The organism is Modestobacter sp. SYSU DS0904 (genome assembly GCF_054051115.1).
The window spans coordinates 60,263-81,938 of record NZ_JBJHAQ010000010.1 but is presented as its reverse complement, the minus strand read 5'-3'; the positions used below and the strand labels follow the sequence as shown (position 1 = coordinate 81,938).

The 21,676-nt window shown below is 75.5% G+C and carries 19 protein-coding genes and 2 pseudogenes; 10 read left to right on the top strand and 11 right to left on the bottom strand.

What is annotated here, in order from left to right:
• The first annotated feature begins 48 nt into the window (after positions 1 to 48).
• Positions 49 to 4,986 carry an NAD-glutamate dehydrogenase gene (locus ACI79U_RS09225; protein ID WP_457066719.1) on the top strand — a complete coding sequence of 1,646 codons (4,938 nt, stop codon included), beginning with the start codon at positions 49 to 51 and terminating at the stop codon, positions 4,984 to 4,986.
• 11 nt (positions 4,987 to 4,997) lie between these two features.
• A complete protein-coding gene (locus tag ACI79U_RS09220) occupies positions 4,998 to 5,486 on the top strand; it encodes a PGPGW domain-containing protein (RefSeq protein ID WP_457066717.1) in 489 nt (162 codons plus the stop codon).
• Between the two features lie 21 nt (positions 5,487 to 5,507).
• On the opposite strand, the gene ACI79U_RS09215 is transcribed toward ACI79U_RS09220, so the two are convergent.
• A complete protein-coding gene (locus tag ACI79U_RS09215) occupies positions 5,508 to 6,920 on the bottom strand; it encodes an amidase (RefSeq protein ID WP_457066715.1) in 1,413 nt (470 codons plus the stop codon).
• A gap of 42 nt (positions 6,921 to 6,962) precedes the next feature.
• On the bottom strand, positions 6,963 to 7,721 hold the full coding sequence (gene yaaA, locus ACI79U_RS09210) for a peroxide stress protein YaaA (RefSeq protein WP_457066712.1): 759 nt from the start codon (positions 7,719 to 7,721) through the stop codon (positions 6,963 to 6,965).
• A gap of 156 nt (positions 7,722 to 7,877) precedes the next feature.
• On the opposite strand from yaaA, the gene ACI79U_RS09205 reads away from it, so the two are divergent.
• Entirely contained in the window at positions 7,878 to 8,759 is an 882-nt protein-coding gene (locus ACI79U_RS09205) for a PP2C family protein-serine/threonine phosphatase (RefSeq protein WP_457072786.1), read from the top strand.
• A 46-nt stretch (positions 8,760 to 8,805) separates the two neighbouring features.
• Here ACI79U_RS09205 and ACI79U_RS09200 read toward each other — a convergent pair whose 3' ends face one another.
• Both ACI79U_RS09200 and ACI79U_RS09195 read right to left on the bottom strand, forming a co-directional pair.
• Positions 8,806 to 9,348: a hypothetical protein gene (locus tag ACI79U_RS09200; RefSeq protein WP_457066707.1), complete on the bottom strand. Its 543-nt coding sequence runs from the start codon at positions 9,346 to 9,348 to the stop codon at positions 8,806 to 8,808.
• A 76-nt stretch (positions 9,349 to 9,424) separates the two neighbouring features.
• The gene (locus tag ACI79U_RS09195; RefSeq protein WP_457066705.1) at positions 9,425 to 9,730 is read right to left on the bottom strand and encodes a hypothetical protein; all 306 of its coding nucleotides are present in this window, start codon (positions 9,728 to 9,730) and stop codon (positions 9,425 to 9,427) included.
• A gap of 119 nt (positions 9,731 to 9,849) precedes the next feature.
• Between ACI79U_RS09195 and ACI79U_RS09190 the strand changes: the two are divergent.
• The 4 genes and pseudogenes from ACI79U_RS09190 to ACI79U_RS09175 all read left to right on the top strand — a co-directional run.
• Positions 9,850 to 10,254: pseudogene (locus ACI79U_RS09190) on the top strand (FAD-dependent oxidoreductase); the annotation flags it as partial.
• A gap of 115 nt (positions 10,255 to 10,369) precedes the next feature.
• Positions 10,370 to 10,948, top strand: a pseudogene (locus ACI79U_RS09185) (GMC family oxidoreductase N-terminal domain-containing protein); the annotation flags it as partial.
• A 27-nt stretch (positions 10,949 to 10,975) separates the two neighbouring features.
• Complete coding sequence (locus ACI79U_RS09180) at positions 10,976 to 11,641, top strand: GMC family oxidoreductase (RefSeq protein WP_457066898.1); 666 nt, start codon at positions 10,976 to 10,978, stop codon at positions 11,639 to 11,641.
• A 51-nt stretch (positions 11,642 to 11,692) separates the two neighbouring features.
• Positions 11,693 to 12,130, top strand: coding sequence for a VOC family protein (locus tag ACI79U_RS09175; RefSeq protein ID WP_457066702.1), 438 nt, complete (start codon positions 11,693 to 11,695; stop codon positions 12,128 to 12,130).
• Positions 12,131 to 12,136: 6 nt separating this feature from the next.
• Here ACI79U_RS09175 and ACI79U_RS09170 read toward each other — a convergent pair whose 3' ends face one another.
• Both ACI79U_RS09170 and ACI79U_RS09165 read right to left on the bottom strand, forming a co-directional pair.
• Entirely contained in the window at positions 12,137 to 12,937 is an 801-nt protein-coding gene (locus ACI79U_RS09170) for an exodeoxyribonuclease III (RefSeq protein WP_457066699.1), read from the bottom strand.
• Between the two features lie 33 nt (positions 12,938 to 12,970).
• A complete protein-coding gene (locus ACI79U_RS09165) occupies positions 12,971 to 13,933 on the bottom strand; it encodes an acyl-ACP desaturase (protein ID WP_457066697.1) in 963 nt (320 codons plus the stop codon).
• A gap of 286 nt (positions 13,934 to 14,219) precedes the next feature.
• On the opposite strand from ACI79U_RS09165, the gene ACI79U_RS09160 reads away from it, so the two are divergent.
• A complete protein-coding gene (locus ACI79U_RS09160) occupies positions 14,220 to 15,818 on the top strand; it encodes an LCP family glycopolymer transferase (RefSeq protein WP_457066695.1) in 1,599 nt (532 codons plus the stop codon).
• A 6-nt stretch (positions 15,819 to 15,824) separates the two neighbouring features.
• Here ACI79U_RS09160 and ACI79U_RS09155 read toward each other — a convergent pair whose 3' ends face one another.
• Both ACI79U_RS09155 and ACI79U_RS09150 read right to left on the bottom strand, forming a co-directional pair.
• A complete protein-coding gene (locus ACI79U_RS09155) occupies positions 15,825 to 17,426 on the bottom strand; it encodes an ABC transporter permease (protein WP_457066693.1) in 1,602 nt (533 codons plus the stop codon).
• Entirely contained in the window at positions 17,423 to 18,349 is a 927-nt protein-coding gene (locus ACI79U_RS09150) for an ATP-binding cassette domain-containing protein (RefSeq protein ID WP_457066691.1), read from the bottom strand. The genes ACI79U_RS09155 and ACI79U_RS09150 overlap by 4 nt, the downstream gene beginning before the upstream one ends.
• A gap of 96 nt (positions 18,350 to 18,445) precedes the next feature.
• Here ACI79U_RS09150 and ACI79U_RS09145 point away from each other — a divergent pair, with 96 nt between their 5' ends.
• Positions 18,446 to 18,955, top strand: a complete 510-nt coding sequence (locus ACI79U_RS09145; protein WP_457066689.1) for a GbsR/MarR family transcriptional regulator — start codon at positions 18,446 to 18,448, stop codon at positions 18,953 to 18,955.
• 9 nt (positions 18,956 to 18,964) lie between these two features.
• Positions 18,965 to 19,162 (top strand): hypothetical protein, encoded by a 198-nt coding sequence (locus tag ACI79U_RS09140; RefSeq protein WP_457066686.1) that lies wholly within the window; start codon positions 18,965 to 18,967, stop codon positions 19,160 to 19,162.
• Positions 19,163 to 19,164: 2 nt separating this feature from the next.
• Here ACI79U_RS09140 and ACI79U_RS09135 read toward each other — a convergent pair whose 3' ends face one another.
• The 3 genes from ACI79U_RS09135 to ACI79U_RS09125 are packed head-to-tail and all read right to left on the bottom strand — an operon-like array spanning position 19,165 to position 21,676.
• On the bottom strand, positions 19,165 to 20,154 hold the full coding sequence (locus ACI79U_RS09135; RefSeq protein ID WP_457066684.1) for a LacI family DNA-binding transcriptional regulator: 990 nt from the start codon (positions 20,152 to 20,154) through the stop codon (positions 19,165 to 19,167).
• Positions 20,130 to 20,324, bottom strand: coding sequence for a hypothetical protein (locus ACI79U_RS09130; protein ID WP_457066681.1), 195 nt, complete (start codon positions 20,322 to 20,324; stop codon positions 20,130 to 20,132). The genes ACI79U_RS09135 and ACI79U_RS09130 overlap by 25 nt, the downstream gene beginning before the upstream one ends.
• Complete coding sequence (locus tag ACI79U_RS09125) at positions 20,321 to 21,676, bottom strand: hypothetical protein (protein WP_457066679.1); 1,356 nt, start codon at positions 21,674 to 21,676, stop codon at positions 20,321 to 20,323. The genes ACI79U_RS09130 and ACI79U_RS09125 overlap by 4 nt, the downstream gene beginning before the upstream one ends.

The window sequence follows — 21,676 nt, the reverse complement described above, 5'->3', positions numbered from 1 at the left end:
CGCCGGTGTACGTGCGGCCCGGGGGAGCGGCCACTAGCGTGGCCGGACATGGTCCGCCGCGGTTCCTCCCCCGACGTCGGTGCCGACATGGCCGCCCTCGAGGCCGCCCAGGAGGAGAAGCGCCGGCTGCTCGACCGGGCGGCCGAGGCCGCCGGCACGCTGGTCGCGACCGCGGAGCCGGCCGCCGGTACCGCCCCGCTCGGCCCGGGTGGCGCGGCGGCGCTGCTGCACCGCTTCTACGCCGGTGAGCCGGCCGCCGAGATCGTCGGGCACGACCCGGCCGACCTCGCGGGGCTGGCGGTGGCGCACCTCCGGCTGGCCGCCTCCCGGCCGCCGGGCACCGCCACCGTCGACGTCCACCGGACCGCCGGCGGGCGGGCCGTGCTGCGGGTGGTCGTCGACGACATGCCCTACCTGGTGGACTCGGTCACCGCGGAGGTGGTCCGCCAGGGCGTGGTGGTGGAGCACGTCGTCCACCCGGTCGTGGTGGTCCGCCGGGACGCCGTCGGCGGGCTGACCGAGTTCTGCGACAGCGCCGACGCCGCCGGCTGCGGCGCGGACGCGGTCGCCGAGTCGTGGATGGCCGTGGTGCTCGCCGGCCAGGTCGACGACGAGGCCGCCGACGACCTGGTCGCCGGACTCGCCGGGGTGCTCGCCGACGTCCGCCGCGCCCACGAGGACGCCGCGGCGCTCGCCGACCGCGCCCGCCAGGTGGCCGGCGCCCTGGACCGGCTCCCCGCGGACGGTGGCGACCACCCGGCCGACGACCCGGCCGAGGCCGCGGCGCTGCTGCGCTGGCTGGTCGACGGCACGTTCCTGTTCCTCGGCGCCCGGACCGTGGAGCTGGTCGGGGCCGAGGCCCGGCCCGAGGTGGTGCCCGGCTCCGAGCTCGGCGTGCTGCGCAGCTCCCCGGACCGGGTCACCTCCGTCGCCCCGGCCGCGCTCGCTGCCCGCGGCGGCACCGGCCACCGGGTGCTGGTCACCAAGGGCGACGCCCGGTCCACCGTGCAGCGTCCGGCCTGGCTGGACCTCGTCGTCGTCGACCTGCCCAGCGACACCCCCGGCAGCCGGGTGCGCCAGCACCTGCTGGTCGGCCTGTTCCCCACCGAGGCCTACGCCAGCAGCGTCCGGGACGTGCCCCTGGTGCGCCGCACCGCCGCCGCGGTCCTCGCCGGCTCCGGCGTGCCGGCCGACAGCCACTCGGGCAAGGAACTGCTCGACGTCCTGGAGAGCTACCCGCGGGACGAGCTGCTGCAGGTCGACGTCGACGAGCTGCTGCCGGTCGCCCTGGCGGTGCTGCACCTGCGCGAGCGCCGGCAGACCCGGCTCTTCCTGCGGCGGGACCCGTTCGACCGGTTCTTCTCCGCGCTGGTCTACCTGCCCCGCGACCGCTACACCACCGCGGTCCGGCTGGCGATGCAGCAGCTGCTGCTGGAGCACCTGGGCGGGACGACGGTGGAGTTCACCGTGCGCTCCAGCGAGTCGGTGCTCACCCGGCTGCACTTCGTCGTGCGGGTGCCGGTCAGCCGGCGGGGGCTGTCCCGGCTGCCCGACGTGGACGTCCGGGCCCTGGAGACGGCGCTGGCCGGTGCCGCCCGGAGCTGGACCGACGACCTGGCCGACGCGCTGGCCGCCCGGCACGGCGACGAGGCGCCCCGGCTGCTCGCCCGGGTCGCCGACGCCTTCCCCGCCGCCTACCAGGAGGACTTCCCGGCGGCGGTCGCCGTCGACGACCTGGCCCGGCTGGACCGGCTCGCGCCCGGGCAGATGGACCTGCGGCTGCGGTCGCCGCGGGGGCCGGTGGGGTCGAGCAGCACCGAGGGGGAGCGGCGGCTGACGATCTACCGGGTGGGGGAGCGGCTGCTGCTGTCCGACGTCCTCCCGGTGCTGCAGCACATGGGCGTCGACGTGCTCGACGAGCGGCCCTACGAGATCGACCGGATCGGCGCCCCGATGGCCTGGGTCTACGACTTCGGGCTCGCCTCCCCCTCCGACGAGGTGCCCTTCGCCGGCACCCTGCCGGAGCGGTTCACCGACACGGTCACCGCGGTCTGGGCCGGCCGCACCGAGGACGACGGGCTCAACGCCCTGGTGCTGCGGGCCGGGCTCACCTGGCGGCAGGTGGCGGTGCTGCGCGCCTACGTGCAGTGGCTGCGCCAGGGCGGGCTGTCGTTCGGGCAGGGCTACGTGCAGCAGACCCTCGCCGCCCACCCCGGCATCGTCGCCCGCCTGGTCGCGCTCTTCGAGACCCGGTTCCACCCCGACCGCGCCGCCGGCCGGGAGTCCCGCACCGAGGCGCTGGTCGCCTCGCTGACCGATGCGATCGGCGAGGTGGCGTCGCTGGACGCCGACCGGGTCCTCACCGCACTGCTGGCTGCGGTCCGGGCGACCCTGCGCACCACCGCCTACACCGCCGACGTCGCCGCCGGGCGCGCGCCGCTGGCGCTGAAGCTCGACCCGACCAGCGTGCCCGACCTGCCCGAGCCGCGGCCGGCCCGGGAGGTCTGGGTCAGCTCACCGCGGGTGCTCGGGGTGCACCTGCGCTTCGGCGCGGTCGCCCGGGGCGGGCTGCGGTGGAGCGACCGCCGTGAGGACCTGCGCACCGAGGTGCTCGGGCTGGTCAAGGCCCAGACGGTGAAGAACACCGTCATCGTGCCCACCGGTGCCAAGGGCGGGTTCGTGCCCCTCCGTCCGCCGGGTGAGGGCGCCTCGCGCGACGAGGTGCTGGCCGAGGGGCAGGCCTGCTACCGGATGTTCATCGGCGCCCTGCTCTCCCTCACCGACAACCTGGTCGAGGGCGAGGTCGTCCCGCCGGAGCGGGTGGTCCGCCACGACGGCGACGACCCCTACCTGGTGGTCGCCGCGGACAAGGGCACGGCGACCTTCTCCGACCTGGCCAACGCCGTGGCCCTCGAGCGCGGCTTCTGGCTGGGCGACGCCTTCGCCTCCGGCGGCTCGGTCGGCTACGACCACAAGGCCATGGGCATCACCGCCCGCGGCGCCTGGGAGTCGGTGACCCGGCACTTCCGCGAGCTCGGTGTCGACGTGCAGAGCCAGGAGGTCACCGTCGTCGGCATCGGCGACATGTCCGGCGACGTCTTCGGCAACGGCATGCTGCTGTCCGAGCACCTGCGGCTGGTCGCCGCCTTCGACCACCGGCACGTGTTCGTCGACCCGACGCCGGACGCCGCCGCGTCCTTCGCCGAGCGGCAGCGGCTGTTCGGCCTGCCGCGCTCCTCCTGGGCGGACTACGACCGGTCGCTGATCAGCCCCGGGGGCGGGGTGTGGCCGCGGACGGCGAAGGCGGTGCCGGTCTCCGCGCCCATGCGCGCCGCCCTGGGCCTGCCCGAGCGCGTCGAGTCGCTCAGCCCGGTGGAGCTGGTCCGGGCCGTGCTGCTCGCCCCGGTCGACCTGCTGTTCAACGGTGGCATCGGCACCTACGTGAAGGCGGCCACGGAGAGCGCGGCCGACGTCGGCGACAAGGCCAACGACGCCGTCCGGGTGGACGGCGGCGAGCTGCGGGTGCGGGTGGTGGGCGAGGGCGGCAACCTCGGCCTGACCCAGCGCGGCCGGATCGAGTACGCGCTGGCCGGCGGGCGGCTGAACACCGACGCCATCGACAACTCCGCCGGCGTGGACACCTCCGACCACGAGGTGAACATCAAGATCGCGTTGAACCGGGTGGTCGACGAGGGCCGGCTGGACGCCGACGGGCGGGCCCGGCTGCTGGCCGAGATGACCGACGAGGTCGCCGTCGCGGTGCTCACCGACAACCACGCGCAGAACGCCACGCTGGCCAGCGAGGCCGCCGCCGCCCGGGGACTGCTGGACGCCCACCAGCGCTACCTGCGCTGGCTGGAGCGGGCGGGGCGGCTGGACCGGGCCGTGGAGTTCCTGCCCGACGACCGGGCGATCGCCGAGCGCCGCCGCGACGGGCTGGCGCTGACCAGCCCGGAGCTGGCGGTGCTGCTGGCCTACGCCAAGATCGAGGCCGGCGACGCGGTGCTCGCCTCGGGGCTGCCCGACGACCCGGCGCTGGCCGGGCTGCTGTCGGACTACTTCCCCGGCCCGCTGCGGAGCCGGTTCGCCGCCGCGCTGGCCGACCACCCGCTGCGCCGGGAGATCGTGGCGACCGCGCTCACCAACCGCACGGTGAACACCGCCGGCGTCACCGGGGTGTTCCGGCTGGCCGAGGAGACCGGAGCGCCGCTGGCGGCGGTGGTCCGGGCGCACGCCGTCGCCCGGGCCGTCTTCGACGTCGAGCGGCTCTGGGACGCACCCCGGCAGCTGGACAACCGGGTGCCCGCGGCCACCCAGGTGCACATCCGCACCGAGGCGACCCGGCTGGCCGAGCGGGCCACCCGCTGGCTGATCCGGCTGCCGGAGCTGACCGCCGAGCCGGCGCCGTCGCTGCAGGAGGTCGTCGACCGGTTCGCCGGGCCGGTCGCGGCGGTCCGGGCCGGGCTGCCCGGGTGGCTGCTGGGCGCCGACGCCGCCGGCTACGCCGAGCGGGCCGCGGCGCTGCACGCCGACGGGGTCCCGGCCGAGCTGGCCGCCGAGGTGGCCGTCGCGCCGCTGCTGCCGGCGGCGCTGGACCTCGCGGTCGTCGCCGAGACCACGGGCGCGCCGATCGAGCTGGCCGGCCAGGTGGCCCAGTGCCTGGGGGAGCGGCTGGGGCTGGTCCCGCTGCGGGAGCTGGTCATCGCGTTGCCGCGCAACCGGCGCTGGGACTCCATCGCCCGCACCTCGCTGCGTGACGACCTCGCCGCCGAGCAGGTCAGGCTCGCCGCCGACGTGCTGGGCCTGCGCGGCTCCGACGACGAGCCGGCGGACGCCCTGGTCGGCCGGTGGGCCGACGCCTGGGACGTCACCCAGCAGCGCGCCGCGGTCCAGCTGGAGGAGCTGGCGAGCGGGGAGCGGCACGAGCTCGCCGAGCTGCTCGTCGCCGTCCGCACCCTGCGCGGGCTGCGCCGCCGCGTCCGGTGACGCCGGCGGGCATGACCCGCAGACATGTGGGGCACAACCGGATCGTGAAGACCGTCGCCGTCGCCACCCTCGGTGGCCTGCTGACCCTCGCCGGCATCGCCCTCCTGGTGCTGCCCGGCCCGGGGTTCGTCCTCGTCGCCGCCGGGCTGGCGGTGCTGGCCACCCGGTTCGCCTGGGCGAGGAAGCCGTTGGACTACGCCCAGGACCGGGCCGTGGCGGGCGTCGAGGAGGTCGGCCGGAGCCCCTGGCGGGCCGTCCTCGCCACCGTCGCCGCCCTGGCCCTGGTCGCCGCCGGCGTGCTCGTGCTGGCCGGGCTGGACCTGCCCTTCGTGAACGCCGTCAGCGCCGTCGTCCTGGTCCTCTCCGGGCTGTTCCTCGTCGGCACGGTGCTCTTCGCCCGCCGCCACGAGCACACCATGGAGGCCCGGGCGCACCGCCCCGCCGGCGTGCCCGGCACGGGCGGCGCCTACCGCGCGGCCGACACGCCCGACCAGGCCTGACGCCGGCTCCCTGCGGCGTCCTCAGAGCTCGGGGCGCCGGAGGCCGTGGCCGGTGGCCTGCTCGAATGCGTGGCCGACCTCCAGCACCCGGCGGTCCGCCCGGGGCGGGCCGACGATCTGCAGGCCGACCGGCAGCCCGTCGGCGGTGAAGCCCCCCGGTACCGACAGCGCGGGGCAGCCGGTGGCCGAGATCAGCGTGCAGGAGCGCATCCAGCCCAGGTAGTCGTCGAACGCCACCCCGTTCACCTCGCTCGGGTACTCGACCTCCACCGGGAAGGGCAGCACCTGGGTGGTCGGGGCGAGCAGCACGTCGTACCGCTCGAAGAACGCCACGACGCGCTCGTACAGCGTCGTGTGCGCGACCTCGGCCCGGCCGACGTCGGCCCCGGTCAGCTCCGCGCCCCGTGCGGCGTTCCAGCGGATCGTCTCCTTGAACGCACCGGGCTCGAGCCGGACCAGGTCGCCGAAGCTCGCCTCGAACAGCCAGGCGCGCAGCACCCCGAACACCTCGTCGGCGCCGCGCAGGTCGGGGCAGTCCTCGTCCACGGTGGCGCCGAGCTCGCGGAAGACGCCGAGCTGGGCCATCAGCACCTCGGTGATCGCCGGGTCGACGGGCACCCGGCCGCCGAGGTCCGGCGTCCAGGCGACCCGCAGGCCGGTCAGCTCGGTGGGCAGCGGGGCGGCGAAGGGGTGCCCGGGGTCGGACAGCGAGATCGGCACCCGCGGGTCGGGCCCGGCCAGCACCGACAGCTGCAGGGCGACGTCGGCCACGGTGCGGCCCATCGGGCCCTGCACCGACAGCTGCGACCAGCCGATCGGTGCGGGGTGGGTGGGCACCCGGCCGGGCGTGGTGCGCAGGCCGACGACGTTGCAGAAGGCCGCCGGGTTGCGCAGCGAGCCGCCCATGTCGCTGCCCTCGGCCAGCGGCACCAGCCCGGCCGCCAGCGCCGCGGCCGCACCGCCGGACGACCCGCCCGCCGACAGGCCGTGCCGGTAGGGGTTGTGCGTGGCGCCGAACAGGGTGTTGAACGTGTGCGAGCCGGCGGCGAACTCCGGCACGTTCGTCTTGCCCACCCGGATCGCGCCGGCGGCGCGCAGCCGGGCGACGGCCAGCTCGTCGCGGGCGGGCACGGTGTGGGCGTGCAGCGGCGAGCCCCACGTCGTCCGCATGCCGCCGGTCCGGTGCGTGTCCTTGTGCGCCACCGGCAGACCGTGCAGCGGGCCGACCGGTTCTCCCGCGGCCAGCTGGGCGTCGGCGGCGTCGGCGGCGGCGCGGGCGCCCTCGGCGTCCAGCGTCACGATCGCGTTGAGCGCCGGGTTCAGCCGGTCGATCCGCGCCAGGTGGGCGTCGAGGAGCTCACGGGCGCTGACCTCCCGGGAGCGGACCAGCGCCGCGAGCTCGGTCGCCGGGCGGGTGCAGAGGTCGTCGCTCACCCCGGCGACGCTAGCCGGTCTCTCAGCGCTGAGAAACCTCACTCACCGGGTCACCGCATCGGCCGGGACGACGAGCGTCAGCTGGGTCCCCCCGTCGTGTTCCACGTGCAACCCGTTCCGGCGCAACAGCGCCCGCAGGCGCACCACCGAGTCCGGCTCGGCCGTCGTGGTGGCCAGCAGCCGGGCCAGCCGGCCCTTGTGCGCCTTGTTGAAGTGGGACACGACCGCGCGGGTGCCGTCCGGCCGCTCGCTGAGCACCTGCACGGTGACCGCGTCGGGCACCGGGGCCAGCTCCGCGTAGGCGCCCGAGCGCAGGTCGACGACGAGCTCCTCGGTGGCGGTCAGCACGTCGGTGAGCGCCGGCTTCCACAGCGACCGCAGGGTGGGCAGGCCGGGCAGCGCCGAGCCCGCCGACAGCCGGTAGGCCGGCACCGGGTCGCCGGCCCGGACCACGCCGAACAGCGCCGAGCCCACGGCCAGGCGCCCGGCCGCCCGGGTCCGCTGGGCCCGGGTGAGCGACCGGACGTCCAGCGCGTCGTAGAGCACGCCGGTGTAGCGCTCGATCGCCGGCAGCGTGGGGCTGGTGCGCAGCGCGGCGTTGCGGGCGATCTCGTCGTCCTGCTTCGCCGAGAGCCCGAGCGCCGCGCGGGCGCCGGGGACGTCGGCGGCGAGGGCGACCAGCGCGTCGACCAGCTGCGCGCGCAGCGGCGTCAGCTCCGGCGCGGTCAGCGCGGCCAGGTCGAGCGGCGGGCCGTCGCCCCCGGGCTGCTTGGTCTCCGACGGGGGAAGCAGGACGAGCACGTCGGCCGACGGTACGGGGCGGTGGTGAGTCCCCGGACACCCCGGTGGCAGGCTGTCAGGACGCCCGGATCCGCGGGCGGCGTACGGCGCTGCCCGCGGGCGATGCGCCGTCGAGTCATCTAACGTCCTCGTGATCACTGCGGTGCGTGATGCCCGGTGGGACGTGCTGCAGGTCAGGAGGTGGAGACGGTGCTCGTGCTGGACAGCGCAGCCGTCTCCACCCGCGGGCCGCGCCCGGACAACCAGGACTCCGCCGTCGGTGGCCCCCTGCTCGTCGCGATCGCCGACGGCGTCGGCGGCAACGTCGGTGGCGCGGTCGCCTCCTCGCTGGTGGCCACCTGGCTCGCACCGCTGGCGGTGGGCAGCACCGGGGAGGGCTCCGACGACCCGGTGCGGGTGGTGGCCAGCGCCAACGAGCGCATCCGTGCCGCCTACACCGAGCGCCCGCGGCTGCGCACCATGGCGACCACGCTCACCGCGGTGCACGTGGACGCCGAGGGCCTGGTGCTGCTGCACATCGGCGACTCCCGCGGTTACCTGCTGTCCGGCGGTGAGCTGCACCAGGTGAGCACCGACCACACCCTCGTCCAGGCGCTGATCGACGCCGGCAGCCTCACCCCGGCCGAGGCCCGGGTGCACCCGCAGCGGTCGGCGGTCTACGCCGCGCTGCACGGCGCCGACGACGACGTCGCCGCGCTGGACGTGATCCGGCTCGATGCGGGCCCCGGCGACCGGGTGATGGTCTGCTCCGACGGGCTCTCCGACGTCGTACCCCCGGACGTCATCGGGCGGCTCCTCGCCACCGGCACCCCCGCCGAGGCCGCCGCGACGCTGCGGGACGCCGCGCTGGCCGGCCCGCCGACGGACAACATCACCGTGGTCGTCGCCGACGTGCGCGCGACCGACGCCGACCCGCGCCCGCTGCGGCTGTGCACGGTGGGCGCGGCGCAGGAGCTGCGCGAGGAGACCGCCGAGGCGCTGGAGGCCGACTGGCCCGGCCCGGTGCCGGTCGGCCTGGTCCAGCACCGCCCGCACTGACGCCCTGAGCCGCCACGGCGGCTCGGGGCGGCGGCTCAGGGCGGTCTCACGGCCTCCGGTCGGCGTCCTCGGCCGTCGGGCGCGGGTCCGGGTCCGGGTCCGGGTCCGGGTCGGACGGTACGCCGGCGGTCTCCACGCCGTCGTTGTCGTCGTCGCGGAGCCGCTCGTCGTCGCCGTGAGCATCCGCGTCGTGCACGGCGCCGGTGCGCGGGGCGTCGTCGGTGCCGGAGTCGGTGTCGGTGTCGTGCTCGATGCGGTTCTCGTGGCTCCCGGACTTCGCCAGGCCACGGGCGAGCAGGTAGCCGACCGTCAGGTAGGTGATGTAGCGGAGGGCGGACTCGGCGCCGAAGGGGTCGTCGCCCCCGAGGCCGTCGTCGTTGACGGCGAGCGCGGTGATGACCACGGCGAGCACGGCGCCCACGTACGCGATGAACTCGGTCGTCCGCACTGCGGACTTCGTCTCGGTGCTCGGGCGGAGGCGCACCGCGTCCGCGGCCGGGCCCCTGGTGGTGTCACGGTTCGCGGGGCGGTTCGCCTTCTGGTTGCCGCTCTGCTTGTTGCGCCTCTTCCGGCGCTGGTTGCGGGACATGGGTGGTGCTCCGATCCGAGGTGGTGTCGGGGAGCGGGCGCGGCGTGCGACCGCGCTCCCCGCAGACCGGCAGAGGTCAGTTGCCGTGCTCGTCGTAGAAGTCGCGACTGCCCGACTTGGCCAGACCGCGGGCCAGCATGTAGCCGATGGTGAGGAAGGTGATGTAGCGGATGGCCTCGTTCGCGCCGAAGGGGTCGCCACCGTCGCCGTCGCCGTCGCCGACGACGAAGGCGGTGACCACCACGGCCACCACCGCGGCGACGTAGGCGTACAGCTCGGTGGTCTTGGTCGACGCCTTCGTCTCGGTGCTGAGACGACGGTCGCGGATGGTGCGCTGGGCGGTGTTCGCCACGGAGTTCTCCTGGAGGTGTCTGGTGCGCACGCGGCAGAGCCCACGCGGTCGCAGCCACGACAGGCGGCGCGCCGACATGGGGCTCATCGGGGTGGCTGAGCGAGCGGGTGGGTGACGTGCTCATCGCTCGCCGGGCCGGCGACGCGCTGATGCGGGAGTCCGCGCTGTTGGGACTCCTCGGGTACTCATTCCTACGGCACCCCCGGTCCACCGGCCACTCGGGAGAGCCCCGGCGCTGCTCGCCGCGGTGGTCTTCCGCCGCCGCCGTGCGGGGGATGACGGCACGTGCCGGACGCGGCACGCTGGGCACCGTCATCGGCGCCGCGCGTCGACCGCCGTCACGAGAGGTCCCGATGAGCCGACAGCGGCCTGGGAGCGACCCCCGATCGGCACGCGACGCGGGTGGGCCGGGTCGGCCTGCGGCCGTCGACGTCCTGGTCATCGGTGCGGGCAGCGCCGGCGCGGTGATCGCCGCGAGGCTGTCCGAGGACGGTCATCGGAGCGTGCTCCTGCTGGAGGACGGTCCGGACCACCCGACGTCGGGAACACCTGCCGCCCTGCGGGGCCCCAGCATGTTCGCTGCCGTGTCGGAGCCGGGCCGGGTCTTCGATCGACTGACCGCGCGGCACCACCCCTCCCAGTCGCCGGCGCCGTACCTCTGGGGGCCGTGGCGTCGGCGGGTCGTCGAACGTGAACGCGATGATCGCCCTCCGCGGAGCACCGCAGGACTACGACCACTGGGCCGAGGACCTGGGCTGCGCCGGCTGGTCGTGGCGCGATCTCGAGCCCTGGTTCCTGGCGGTCGAGGACGACGTGGACCTCGGCGACGGGATCGGTCACGGCACGGGCGGACCGATCCCCCTGGCGCGTCCGCCGGCGGACCAGTGGTCGCCGTGGGACCTCGCCCTGCAGGACGCCGCCCTCGGCCTGGGGTATCCAGCCTGTCCGGACCACCACGCGCCCGGCGCGGTCGGCTTCGGGCCTGCCGCCCTCAACATCCGCGACGGACTGCGCGTCTCGACCAACGAGGCGTACCTGGAACCTGCGCGCTCGCGCCGTAACCTCCGCGTTCGCGGAGACACGAAGGTGGACCGGATCCTGTTCGACGGCACGCGCGCGCGAGGGGTCGTCACCGTCGACGGCGAGGAGATCCCGGCGAGCCACGTCGTGCTGTGCGCGGGCGCGATCCACTCACCGGCCATCCTCCTGCGCTCCGGCCTGACCAGTCCGGCGGTCGGCGGCAACCTGTGCGAGCACCCGCAGCTCCCCGTCGCGATGGCGCTGACCGGAGATGCGGCCGAGCGTGCCCGGGGCGCCCGGACGGTGACCACCCTCATCCGCTACACGTCCGGGATGGCCGGTGCGGGCGTCGGCGACATGCAGCTGATCCCGCTGACCGGGATGGGCACCGAGCCACCGCTCGACTCGCTGTGCGTGCTCAGTGCAGCCGCCATGCAGGTCTTCTCGCGCGGGCGCGTCACGCTCGCGTCGGACGACCCGCGGGTCGAGCCGGCGATCGAGCTGGACCTGCTGTCCGACGAGCGGGACCTGAGCCGGATGCGCGACGGCGTTCGCCGGATCATCGAGCTGGTCCGCCATCCAGCCGTCGGGCGGGTGGCCGCGGGCCCGCTGGAGGGGTTCATCCCCGAGGCCGATCTCGACCACCCGGACCGCTGGGACGACTGGATGCACGCGAACGTGAGCAACTACGTGCACCCGGCCGGGACGTGCCGGATGGGCCGGGCGGACGACCCCCGCGCCGTCGTCGATCTGGACTGCACGTTGATCGGCCACCAGGGGGTCTCGGTCGTGGACGCGTCCGTGCTGCCCGACGTACCGCGGGCCAACACCCACCTGACCGTCGTCGCCGTCGCCGAGCGCATGGCGTCGCGGCTGCGCAGCGACATCCTGCCGCCCCTCGGCACGCACGGCGGGAGCTGACCCGAGCTCGCCCGCAACTCCCCGACGATCCTCAGGAGGACCCCCGTGTCCATGCCCAGCCGCAGCCAGGCGCCCTCCCTGGCCGGGTTCCACCACTTCTCGCCCACCGTGAACGACGTCGAGGCCAGCGCCGCCTGGTATGAGCGCGTCCTGGGCCTGCAGCGGCTGCCCGGCACGATCCCGCACCACGGGTCGGAGGAGCACGGGTACGCCGTCCTCCTCGTCGACCCGGCCTCCGGCGTCGCGATCGGGCTGCACCACCACGACGACCACCAGCAGCAGCCCGCCGACGAGCGGCGGACCGGCCTGGACCACATCTCCTTCACGGTGGCCGGCCACGATGAGCTGCACGCCTGGGCCGACTGGTTCGACGAGCAGGGTGTCACCCACTCCGGGGTGATCGACCTGACCACCCCCTCGCCCTACTCGGTCGTCGTCTTCCGGGACCCCGACGAGATCCAGCTGGAGCTCATGTACGTGCCGTCCTGACCGGTGTCAGTCGGCGAGGTCGACGACGACCGGGGCGTGGTCGCTGGCGCCCTTGCCCTTGCGCTCCTCGCGGTCGATCCGGGCGGCGGTGGCCCGGCGGGTGAGCGCGGGGGAGCCGAGCACGAAGTCGATCCGCATGCCCTCGCGGCGGGGGAAGCGCAGCTGCGTGTAGTCCCAGTAGGTGTAGACCCCCGGTCCGGGGGTGTACGGGCGGACGACGTCGGTGAACCCGGCCTCCACCACCCCCGAGAACGCGGCCCGCTCCGGCGCGGAGACGTGCGTGGAGTGGCTGAACACCGAGATGTCCCAGACGTCGTCGTCCTGCGGGGCGATGTTCCAGTCGCCGACCAGCGCCACCTGCGCGTCGGCGTCCTCGCTCAGCCAGCCGCCGGCGGCCACCCGCAGCGCTTCGAGCCACTCCAGCTTGTACTGCAGGTGCGGGTCGGTGAGCGTGCGGCCGTTGGGCACGTACAGGCTCCACACCCGCACGCCGCCGCAGGTCGCCCCCAGGGCACGGGCCTCGGCGGCGGGTTCAGCGCCTTCCTTGGCCCACGACGGCATGCCCGGGAAGCCCACCTGGACGTCGGTCAGGCCGACCCGGGAGAGCAGCGCCACGCCGTTCCACTGCGAGTAGCCGACGTGCGCCACCTCGTAGCCCAGCGCGCGGAAGCGGTCCTCGGGGAACTGCTCGTCCTTGCACTTGGTCTCCTGCAGCGCCAGGACGTCGACGTCGCTGCGCTGCAACCAGGCCTCCACCCGGTCGACGCGGCTGCGGATGGAGTTCACGTTCCAGGTGGCCAGGCGCACGAGGACCCAGCGTAGGTGCGGCCCTGCGTGCGCTCAGGCCTGGGGGAGCGGGGTCAGCTGGGTGTCCTGCCGGGCCTGCTGGCGGGCGCGCAGCCGCTCGCGGCTCTCCACGAACTTCGTCGCCTGGGCGTCCAGCCCGACCATGAACTGGGCCAGCTCCTCCCGGGCCTGCTCACCGACGGGGCCGAGGTTGGTCCGCTCGAACACCTTCCAGGCGCGCAGCACCGGGGAGATGACCTCGTCGTGGTGCAGACGCAGGTCGTAGATGCCGGCCTTGGCGATGATCACCGAGTTCTTCCGGAAGCCGGCCATGGTGGCGCCGGGCATCTCGAACCGCATCACCTCGTCGGCGACCGCCCGCATGGTGGCGTCGGGGTCGATCTCGAAGGCCGCGGAGACGATGTTCCGGTAGAAGACCATGTGCAGGTTCTCGTCCTTGGCGATCCGGGCGAGCAGCTGGTCGGCGATCGGGTCGCCGGTGGCCTTGCCGGTGTTCCGGTGGCTCACCCGCGTGGCGAGCTCCTGGAACGACACGTAGGCGACCGTCTCCAGCGCGGTCTTGTCGCCGGAGTCGTAGCCGGAGGTCATGTAGTCCATCCGGGCCCGCTCGAGCTCCACGGGGTCGACGCCGCGGGTGACGACGAGGTAGTCGCGCAGGGCGATGCCGTGCCGGTTCTCCTCTGCCGTCCAGCGGCCCACCCAGGTGCCCCAGGCACCGTCCCGGCCGAACTGGGTGGCGATCTCCCGGTGGTAGCTGGGCAGGTTGTCCTCGGTCAGCAGGTTGGTGAACATGGCCGCCTTGGCGGTCTCGTCCAGCTGGGACTGCTCCGGTGACCAGTCCTCGCCGCCGAGGAACGCGAAGTCGCGGCCCTGGGACCACGGGACGTAGTCGTGCGGGTGCCACTCCTGGGCCAGCCCGAGGTGGCGGTTGAGGTTCTCCTCCACGACGGACTCGAGCTCGATGAGCAGTGCGGACTGTGACGGGGTCTGCGGCACGGGTCCTCCTCGGATGGCACCTACGGTCTCGTAACCTACGCGACCGTAACAACGCGGGCGACGGTGCCGCGTCCCGTCGAACTACCCGCGATCGCCCGGCGCAGTCCGCCGGCTGTGCCGCCGGTCACCGCCACGCCCTGCATCGGCGGCTGACGGTGATCGCCTGCGGACGCGCCGTCGACCTCCGCGGTCCGGCGGGTGACCCGGGATCGCGCCGGCGCGCGCGACCCGCCGACGGTGGGATCATGGCCGGGATGACCGGTTGCTGCGAGGGGACGACGGCTGCGTGAGCGACGACCCGTCGGGCCCGGCCCACCACCCCCCTGGCCCCGCGCCGTCCACCGGAGCCAGCGCCGCCCCTCGGGGCAGGCGCTCCGTCCTCGGCTTCGGCGCCGCGCTGGGGCTCACCGTCGTCGGCGCGGTCCTGCCGGGGACGGCGCTGATCGCCGGTGGCCGCCGCCGGCTGGGCGCCGCCGTGCTCGTCCTCTTCGGGCTGTTGATGGTCGGGCTGGCGTGGCTGGGCCTGGGCGGCTGGCGGGACGCCATCCAGGTGGCCGTCGACTCCACCGCCCTGACCTGGGTGGTCGTCGCGACGATCGTCCTCGCGCTCGCCTGGGCGCTGCTCGTGGTCGCCGGGTACCTGGTGCTGCGCCCGCGCCGGCTGCGTCCCTGGCAGCAGGCCGTGGGGGCGGGGGTGGTCCTGGCCCTCTGCGCGGGGATCGCCTGGCCGGCGTACCAGGCGGTGGGGGCCGCGCTGGCCCAGCGCGACCTGGTCGACACCGTCTTCGCCGACCGCGAGAGCGCCACGGTCACCGATCCGGTCGACCAGGAGCACCCCTTCGGCGACCGGGAGGAGGTCAACGTCCTCCTGCTCGGCGGCGACGGCGGGGAGGGCCGTGAGGGGGTGCGGACCGACACTGTCATCGTCGCCAACATCCAGACCGAGACCGGCGAGACGACGCTGTTCAGCCTGCCCCGGAACCTGCAGGAGCTGCCCTTCCCCGAGGACAGCCCGCTGCACGACGTCTGGCCCGACGGGTTCGACGTCGGCAGCGAGAGCGAGAGCCTGCTCAACGCCGTCTACCGCAACGGGCCGGCCTGGTACCCGGACATCCTGGGGCCGACCGACGACCTCGGTGCGGACATGCTCAAGCTCGGCGTCGGAGAGGCGCTCGGCCTGCACATCGACTACTTCGTGCTGGTGAACCTCGAGGGGTTCAGCCGGCTGGTCGACGCCCTCGGCGGCATCACCGTCAACGTGAACTACTGGGTGCCGGTGAACGGCATCGTCGGCCAGCAGCTCCCCGATGACTACATCGCGCCCGGCCCCGACCAGCACATGGACGGCACGCGCGCGCTGGACTTCGCCCGGGGCCGCTACGGGCTGTCGGACTACCAGCGGATGGACCGGCAGCGCTGCGTCATCGACGCGATCGTCGAGGCCGCCGACCCGGTGACCCTGCTGTCCCGCTACCGGCAGCTGGCCGCGACCACCCAGGACATCGTCTCCACGGACCTCCCGCAGTCGCTGTTGGACGACGTCGTCGACCTGGCCTTCCTCGTGCAGGACACCGAGATCCGCAGCGTCGTCTTCGACGACACGGTGATCACCCCGGCCTACCCCGACTACGACCGCATCCGGTCGTTGGTGCAGCAGGCGCTGCAGCCGACCACGGACGGCGACCCGGCGGAGGGCACGACGGAGGGCACGGCGGAGGGCACGACGGAGCCGCCGGCCGACGCCACGCCGCCCGCGGAGACCACCGCCCCGCCCGCGACCACGCCGGGCGACCCGGCCGCCGAGGTCACCGACGCCTGCGCCTACGACCCGGTCCAGGCCCAGGAGGCGCTGGCGGAGGGCAAGCCGCCCACGCGCGGGGACTGACCGCGCTCAGGTGGTGGCGAGGTCCCGGCGGCGGAAGCCGCCCAGGCCGATCGCCGCCAGCGCCGCGGTGACCGCGAGCAGGCCGGCCACCGGCGCCGTCGACCACGGCTCGACGGGCATCGCCGGCGTCCAGGTCAGCGGCGACAGGTCGGCCACCCAGCCGGGCCAGTCGAAGGACTCGGCGAACAGCGTGACGACGGCGACCAGGCCGAACGCGGCCCACGCCGCCGGCAGCGCCGGCTCGGGGACCAGCCCGACCAGGGCGACGGCGACCGCCACCACCACCCAGACGCCGGCGGTGTGCGCCAGCGCCGCGCCGAGCACCCGGACGAGCTCGCCGGCGTCCCCGGTGGAGACGGCGCGGGCCGCACCCATGCCGAGCCCGCCCAGCCCGAGCAGCAGGAACGTCCCGGTGAGCGCGACGAGGGCGTGCCCGCCCAGCCAGCGGCTCCGTGAGGTGGCGGTGGCCAGCACCGGCTCGGCGCGCCCGGCGGTCTCCTCCGCGCGGGCCCGCAGCGCCGCCGAGACGCCGTAGGCGGCCACCAGCAGCGCCGTCATGGTCAGCGCGACGCTGAGGAAGGCGTCGACCAGGCCGGCCGCGGAGGCGTCGGGCAGGAAGGCGGCGACGTCGGGGTTGTCGGCCAGCAGCGTCTCCACCGACTCGGCGAGGGCGCCGTAGACCACACCCAGCAGGGTCACCCCGACGGCCCAGCCCAGCAGGGCGCCGCGGTGCAGACGCCAGGTCAGCCCCAGGGGGGAGCGCAGCGACCGCGGCGCCACCGCAGCGGCGGGGCGGGGCTGCACCAGCCCGGCGCCGAGGTCGCGCCGGTCCAGCACCTGGGTGGCCGCGCCCAGCGCCACGAGCCCCCCGGCGACGCTCAGCAGCAGCGGCCACCAGCGGTCGCCGGACCAGGGGTGGCTGGCCTGGGCCCAGCCCACCGGGGAGGCCCAGGACAGGCCGTTGCCCTCGACGTCGCCGATCGCCCGCAGCACCAGGGAGACCCCGAGCAGGGCGCTCACCAGGCCGTGGACGCCCCGGGCGGTGGAGACGACCTGGGCGGCCAGCGCGGTGAGCCCGGTGAAGACGAGCCCGGTCGCCGTGGCGGAGGCGCCCAGCACGAAGGCACCGGTCGTGGGGAGACCACTGGCGGTGGCCCCCACGCCGATCGCCGTCCCCAGCGCCGCGCTGGCAAGCGCGGCGACACCGGCGGCCGCGGCGAGCGGGGCGTGCCGGCCGATCCGGGTCGACCGGACCAGCTCGGTGCGGCCGAGCTCCTCGTCGGCGCGGGTGTGCCGCACGGTGGTGAACATGACCATCAGCGCCGCGACCACGGCCAGCGGGGTGGCCATCTCGAAGGCCACCGTGCCCGCGACGGTGTCCAGGCCCACCGGTGGGCCGGAGAGGGCGATGGACGCGGCGTTGCTGCCGACCGAGGCCCGGTAGGCGGCCAGCGCCCCGGGCGAGTCGTAGGTCGACTGGGCGGCGGCGGACTGCACGACGACCAGCAGGGCGCCGCCGGCCACCCAGACCGGCAGCCGGACCCGGTCGCGGCGCAGGGCGAAGCGCAGCAGCGCACCGGTGCCGGTCAGCGCGGGGCGCGCGCTCACCGGGCGCCGTCCGAGCCGTCGCAGTCCGTGCCGTCGTCCCCGGTCATGTCGTAGTGGCGGAGGAACAGCTCCTCCAGCGTCGGCGGCGCGCTGTGCAGCGAGCGCAGCCCGGCGGCGCTCAGGCAGCGGACCGCGGCGTCCAGCGCGTCGCCGTCGACGTCGAAGCCGACCCGGCCGTCCACGGTCTCCAGCCCGTGCACGCCGGGCAGCTCGGCGAGCCCGGTGGCGGGGCGCTCGGTCTCCGCGGTGACCGCGGTGCGGGTCAGGTGGCGCAGCTCGGTCAGGCTGCCGCTCTGCACCGTGCGGCCCGACCGGATGATGCTCACCCGGTCGCAGAGCGCCTCGGCCTCGGCGAGGATGTGGCTGCTCAGCAGCACCGTGCGGCCCTCCGCGCGGACCTCCTGCACGCAGCGCTGGAACGTCGCCTCCATCAGCGGGTCGAGCCCCGAGGTCGGCTCGTCGAGCACGAGGAGCTCGGCGTCGGAAGCCAGCGCCGCGACGAGCGCCACCTTCTGCCGGTTGCCCTTGGAGTAGGTGCGTGCCTTCTTCCGCGGGTCGAGGTCGAAGCGGTCGAGCAGCTCGGCGCGCCGCCGGGGGTCCAGTCCGCCGCGCAGCCGGCCGAGCAGGTCGATCACCTCGCCGCCGCTGAGCGTGGGCCACAGCACGACGTCGCCGGGCACGTAGGCCAGCCGGCGGTGCAGGGCGACGGCGTCACGCCAGGGGTCACCGCCCAGCAGCCGGACGTCCCCGGAGTCGGCCCGCAGCAGCCCCAGCAGCACCCGGATGGTGGTGGACTTCCCGGCGCCGTTGGGGCCGAGGAAGCCGTGCACCTCCCCGGCCCGCACGGTGAGGTCCAGCCGGTCCAGCGCCCGGGTGCGACCGAAGGTCTTCACCAGCCCGGACACCGCGATCACCTCGGTCATGGCGGACAAGCTACACAGCCTTCACAAACTTGTGAACATCATTGATGGCGCGACGGCCGGGTAGCCTCGCGTCCCCGACCCAGGAGAGGAGAGCCCGTGGCCGACGAGGACGACGCCGAGCGGGCCGTGCTGCTCCGGTTCGTGGAGCGGTTCGCCCTGGTGCTGCGCGAGACCGGGATGCAGCCGATGGCGGCGCGGGTGCTCGCCTACGCGCTCGCCGACGACGCGGACCGCTACACCGCGACCGAGCTCGCCGAGGGCCTGCAGGTCAGCCCCGCCGCGATCAGCGGCGCGGTGCGCCAGCTGGTGCAGATCGGGTTCCTGACGAGGGAGCGGGAGCCGGGCACCCGCAGCGACCTCTACGTGCTGCACGACGAGGACCTCTGGTCCCGCTTCTTCGCCGCCCGGCTGGGCGCGCTGGACCACTACGAACGGGTGGTCGCCGGCGGGGTGGCCGACCTCGGCGACGAGCGGCCCGGTGGTCGGCGGCTGGCCGAGACCCGTGACTTCTTCGCGTACTTCCGGGAGGAGCTCGCCGCGATGCTCGAGCGGTGGCCAGCCGAGCGCGACCGGCGCGCCGCTGGTGGCGCACCCGGCCGCCCGTAGGGTCGCGGCGTGACCTCACCCGGCCCCCACCGCCCCCGTGAACGACTCGTCGCCCTGCTCGTGCTGGGCGTCGCGGCCGTGCTGCTGGTCTCCAGCGTGACCTGGTTCGGCGCCGACCGGGCCGGCGTCGGCATCGCCCAGCTGGTGCTGGGGGTGGTGCTCGCGGTGGTCGGGTTCCTGCTCTACCGCCGCGCGCCGCGGGGCTGAGCTCACGCGCTGTCGCGCACCACGAGCTCCGAGGGGAAGAGGGTGACCGGGGCCGGGTCCTGCCCGAGCAGGGTGTGCGCGGCCCGGGCGGCGATCTGCTCGACCGGGTGGGTCGCGGTGGTCAGCGGCGGGCCGCTGAAGGCGGCCACCGGCAGGTCGTCGAAGCCGGTCACCGCGACGTCGTCGGGCACGCGGCGGCCCAGCGCCCGCAGCGTCTGGATCGCCCCCAGCGCCGTCTCGTCGCAGATCGCGTACAGCGCGTCGGTGTCCGGCCACCGGCGCAGCGCCTCGGCGGCACCGAGCCGGCCGCTGCGAGTCGTGTAGTCGCCGGGGAGCACCCGCGTGGGCAGCCCGGCCGCGCGCATCGCCGCCCGGTGGGCGGTGACGGGGACCTCGGCGCAGGGCAGCCACGGCGGGCCGGCCAGCATCGCCACCCGGCGCCGGCCGGAGGCCAGCAGGTGGCCGGTGAGCGCCGCCGCCGCGGCGGCGATGTCGACGTCGACCGCCGGGACGGTCGCCGAGCCCGCCCCGATGGAGACCACCCGGCCGGTCAGCCGGGGCGGGACGGCGGCCAGCACCCGGTTGGTGGTGTCGACCAGCACCACACCGGCGACCGAACGGTCCCGGGCCAGCGCGTCGAGGACGGGCTCCGGCGCCGCCTGGGGCAGCCACTGCAACGCCACGCCGAGGCCTTCGCCGGCGCACTGCTGGGCGGTCGAGGCGACCACCCGGGACACGTAGGGGCAGTCGACGAGGTCGGTCGCCGAGGCGCGGGACACCGCGACGACCAGCCGCGTGCCCCGCCCGCGCACCAGTGCCCGGGCCACCGGGTCCGCGACGTAACCCAGCTGCTGGACGGCGTCCCGCACCCGCGCGGCCGACGCCGCGGAGGCGGGCCCGGAGCCGGTCAGCACCCGGGACACCGTCGCCCGGGACACCCCGGCGACCCGGGCCACGTGCTCGATCGTCACCGGTGGTCGGACGTCGTCCACGCTGCCTCCTCCGCCGTGGCACCGTCGTACCACCGGCCCACCCCGTTGGGAACCGTCCGCCGGGGTGGAACCGTTCTCAGCACCCGCGCCGTCGTGCGCCACCGCCGCTGCTGGTGGGCCTCCTCGGCCAGCTGCCGCATGGCGATGACCGACGCCGGCTCCCCGGTCACCGGGCCAGCTCGGTCAGCGGCCCCTCGGCGACCACGGTGCCCGCGGCATCGCGGATCCGCACCGCTGCCGCCGCCGGTGGGGGCACGTCTCCCGCGCCGCCGCCGGACACCAGGGGCAGGGTGGTGAGCAGCTCGCCGTCCCGGTCCAGCACCTCGGCGGTGACGCCGGTGAGCGGCCCGCTCACCGCCAGGTGCCCGCCCGGGATCGGCAGGGCGAACAGCTGGCCCAGCAGGTCGGGTCCCGCGGCCGCGGGCGCCCCGGCGACGGTGCCCGTCTCGCTGCTGCGGGTGTCGGCGATGGACCGGCCCGCCCAGGTCGTCGTCGCCCCGGACGGGAACGTCAGGCCGACCATGATGATCTGCTCGGCCGCGCTGCCGGTGGGGGAGCCGACGGCCAGCAGCGTGGGCGCCACGTCCTCCGGGCGCACCCCGTAGTGGCCGAGCATCTGCTGGAGCAGCCCCTGCAGCCAGGTCTCGTTGGCCGAGGACCGCAGGCCGCGCGGGTCGGCGACGGGGACGGGCGACGAGGCCGCCGTGGCGGCGCGGTCGCTGAGCTCCGCCGGCAGCGTGTAGGCGGTGCTGCCGTCCCGGACCACCTGGACCTGCCGACCGAAGAGCCAGCCGGTCGGCGCGGGGACGTCGACGACGGCCACCCCGTCGGCCGCCTCGACCGGCGTGAACACGGTGGACTCCGAGCCGTCCGCGGCGACGGACGGCCCGGCGCTGTGCGCGAACTCGTCGCCCGGGCGGCTCACCGCGACCAGCACGCCGCGGGAGTCGGCCGGATCGGCGACGTCGATCAGCAGCTGAGGCTGGTCCGGGAAGGTCTCCCGCGGCTGCGTCGCCGGGACCATCTCCTCCGGTCCTGCGCCAGCCGGGCCGGTGAACCAGGTCGCGGACAGCTGGTTGTCCTCCCGGCCGAGCACCAGGGCGACGCGACCGGTGGCGGTGTCCCCGGCGAAGGCGACCCGGTGCGAGTCGGTCGGCGGGGTGGGCACGTACGCCGGGTCGTGCGGCCCCCAGTCGAGGGCCGCGACGCCGGCGAGCCACTTCTCGTCGCCCGCGAGGGTGCCGCGGGTCGGCAGGTCGTAGAGGCTGGGCAGTGCCGTGCTGGCCGACGGGGCCGCGGTGTCGGACCGGCCGACGTCCGGCAGCAGACCCTCCACCACCGGGACCGCGCCGAACAGCAGCGCCACGGTCAGCCCGGCGCCGGCGACGACGGCCTGGTGGCGGCGACGACGCCGGTGCCGGTCGCGGGTGCGCGTCACCAGGTCCCGCGGGTCGGGGGCCAGCGGGGTGGGCCGGTTCGCCAGGTGCGACCGGAGCTCGGTCTCCACGTCCATGAGGTCCAC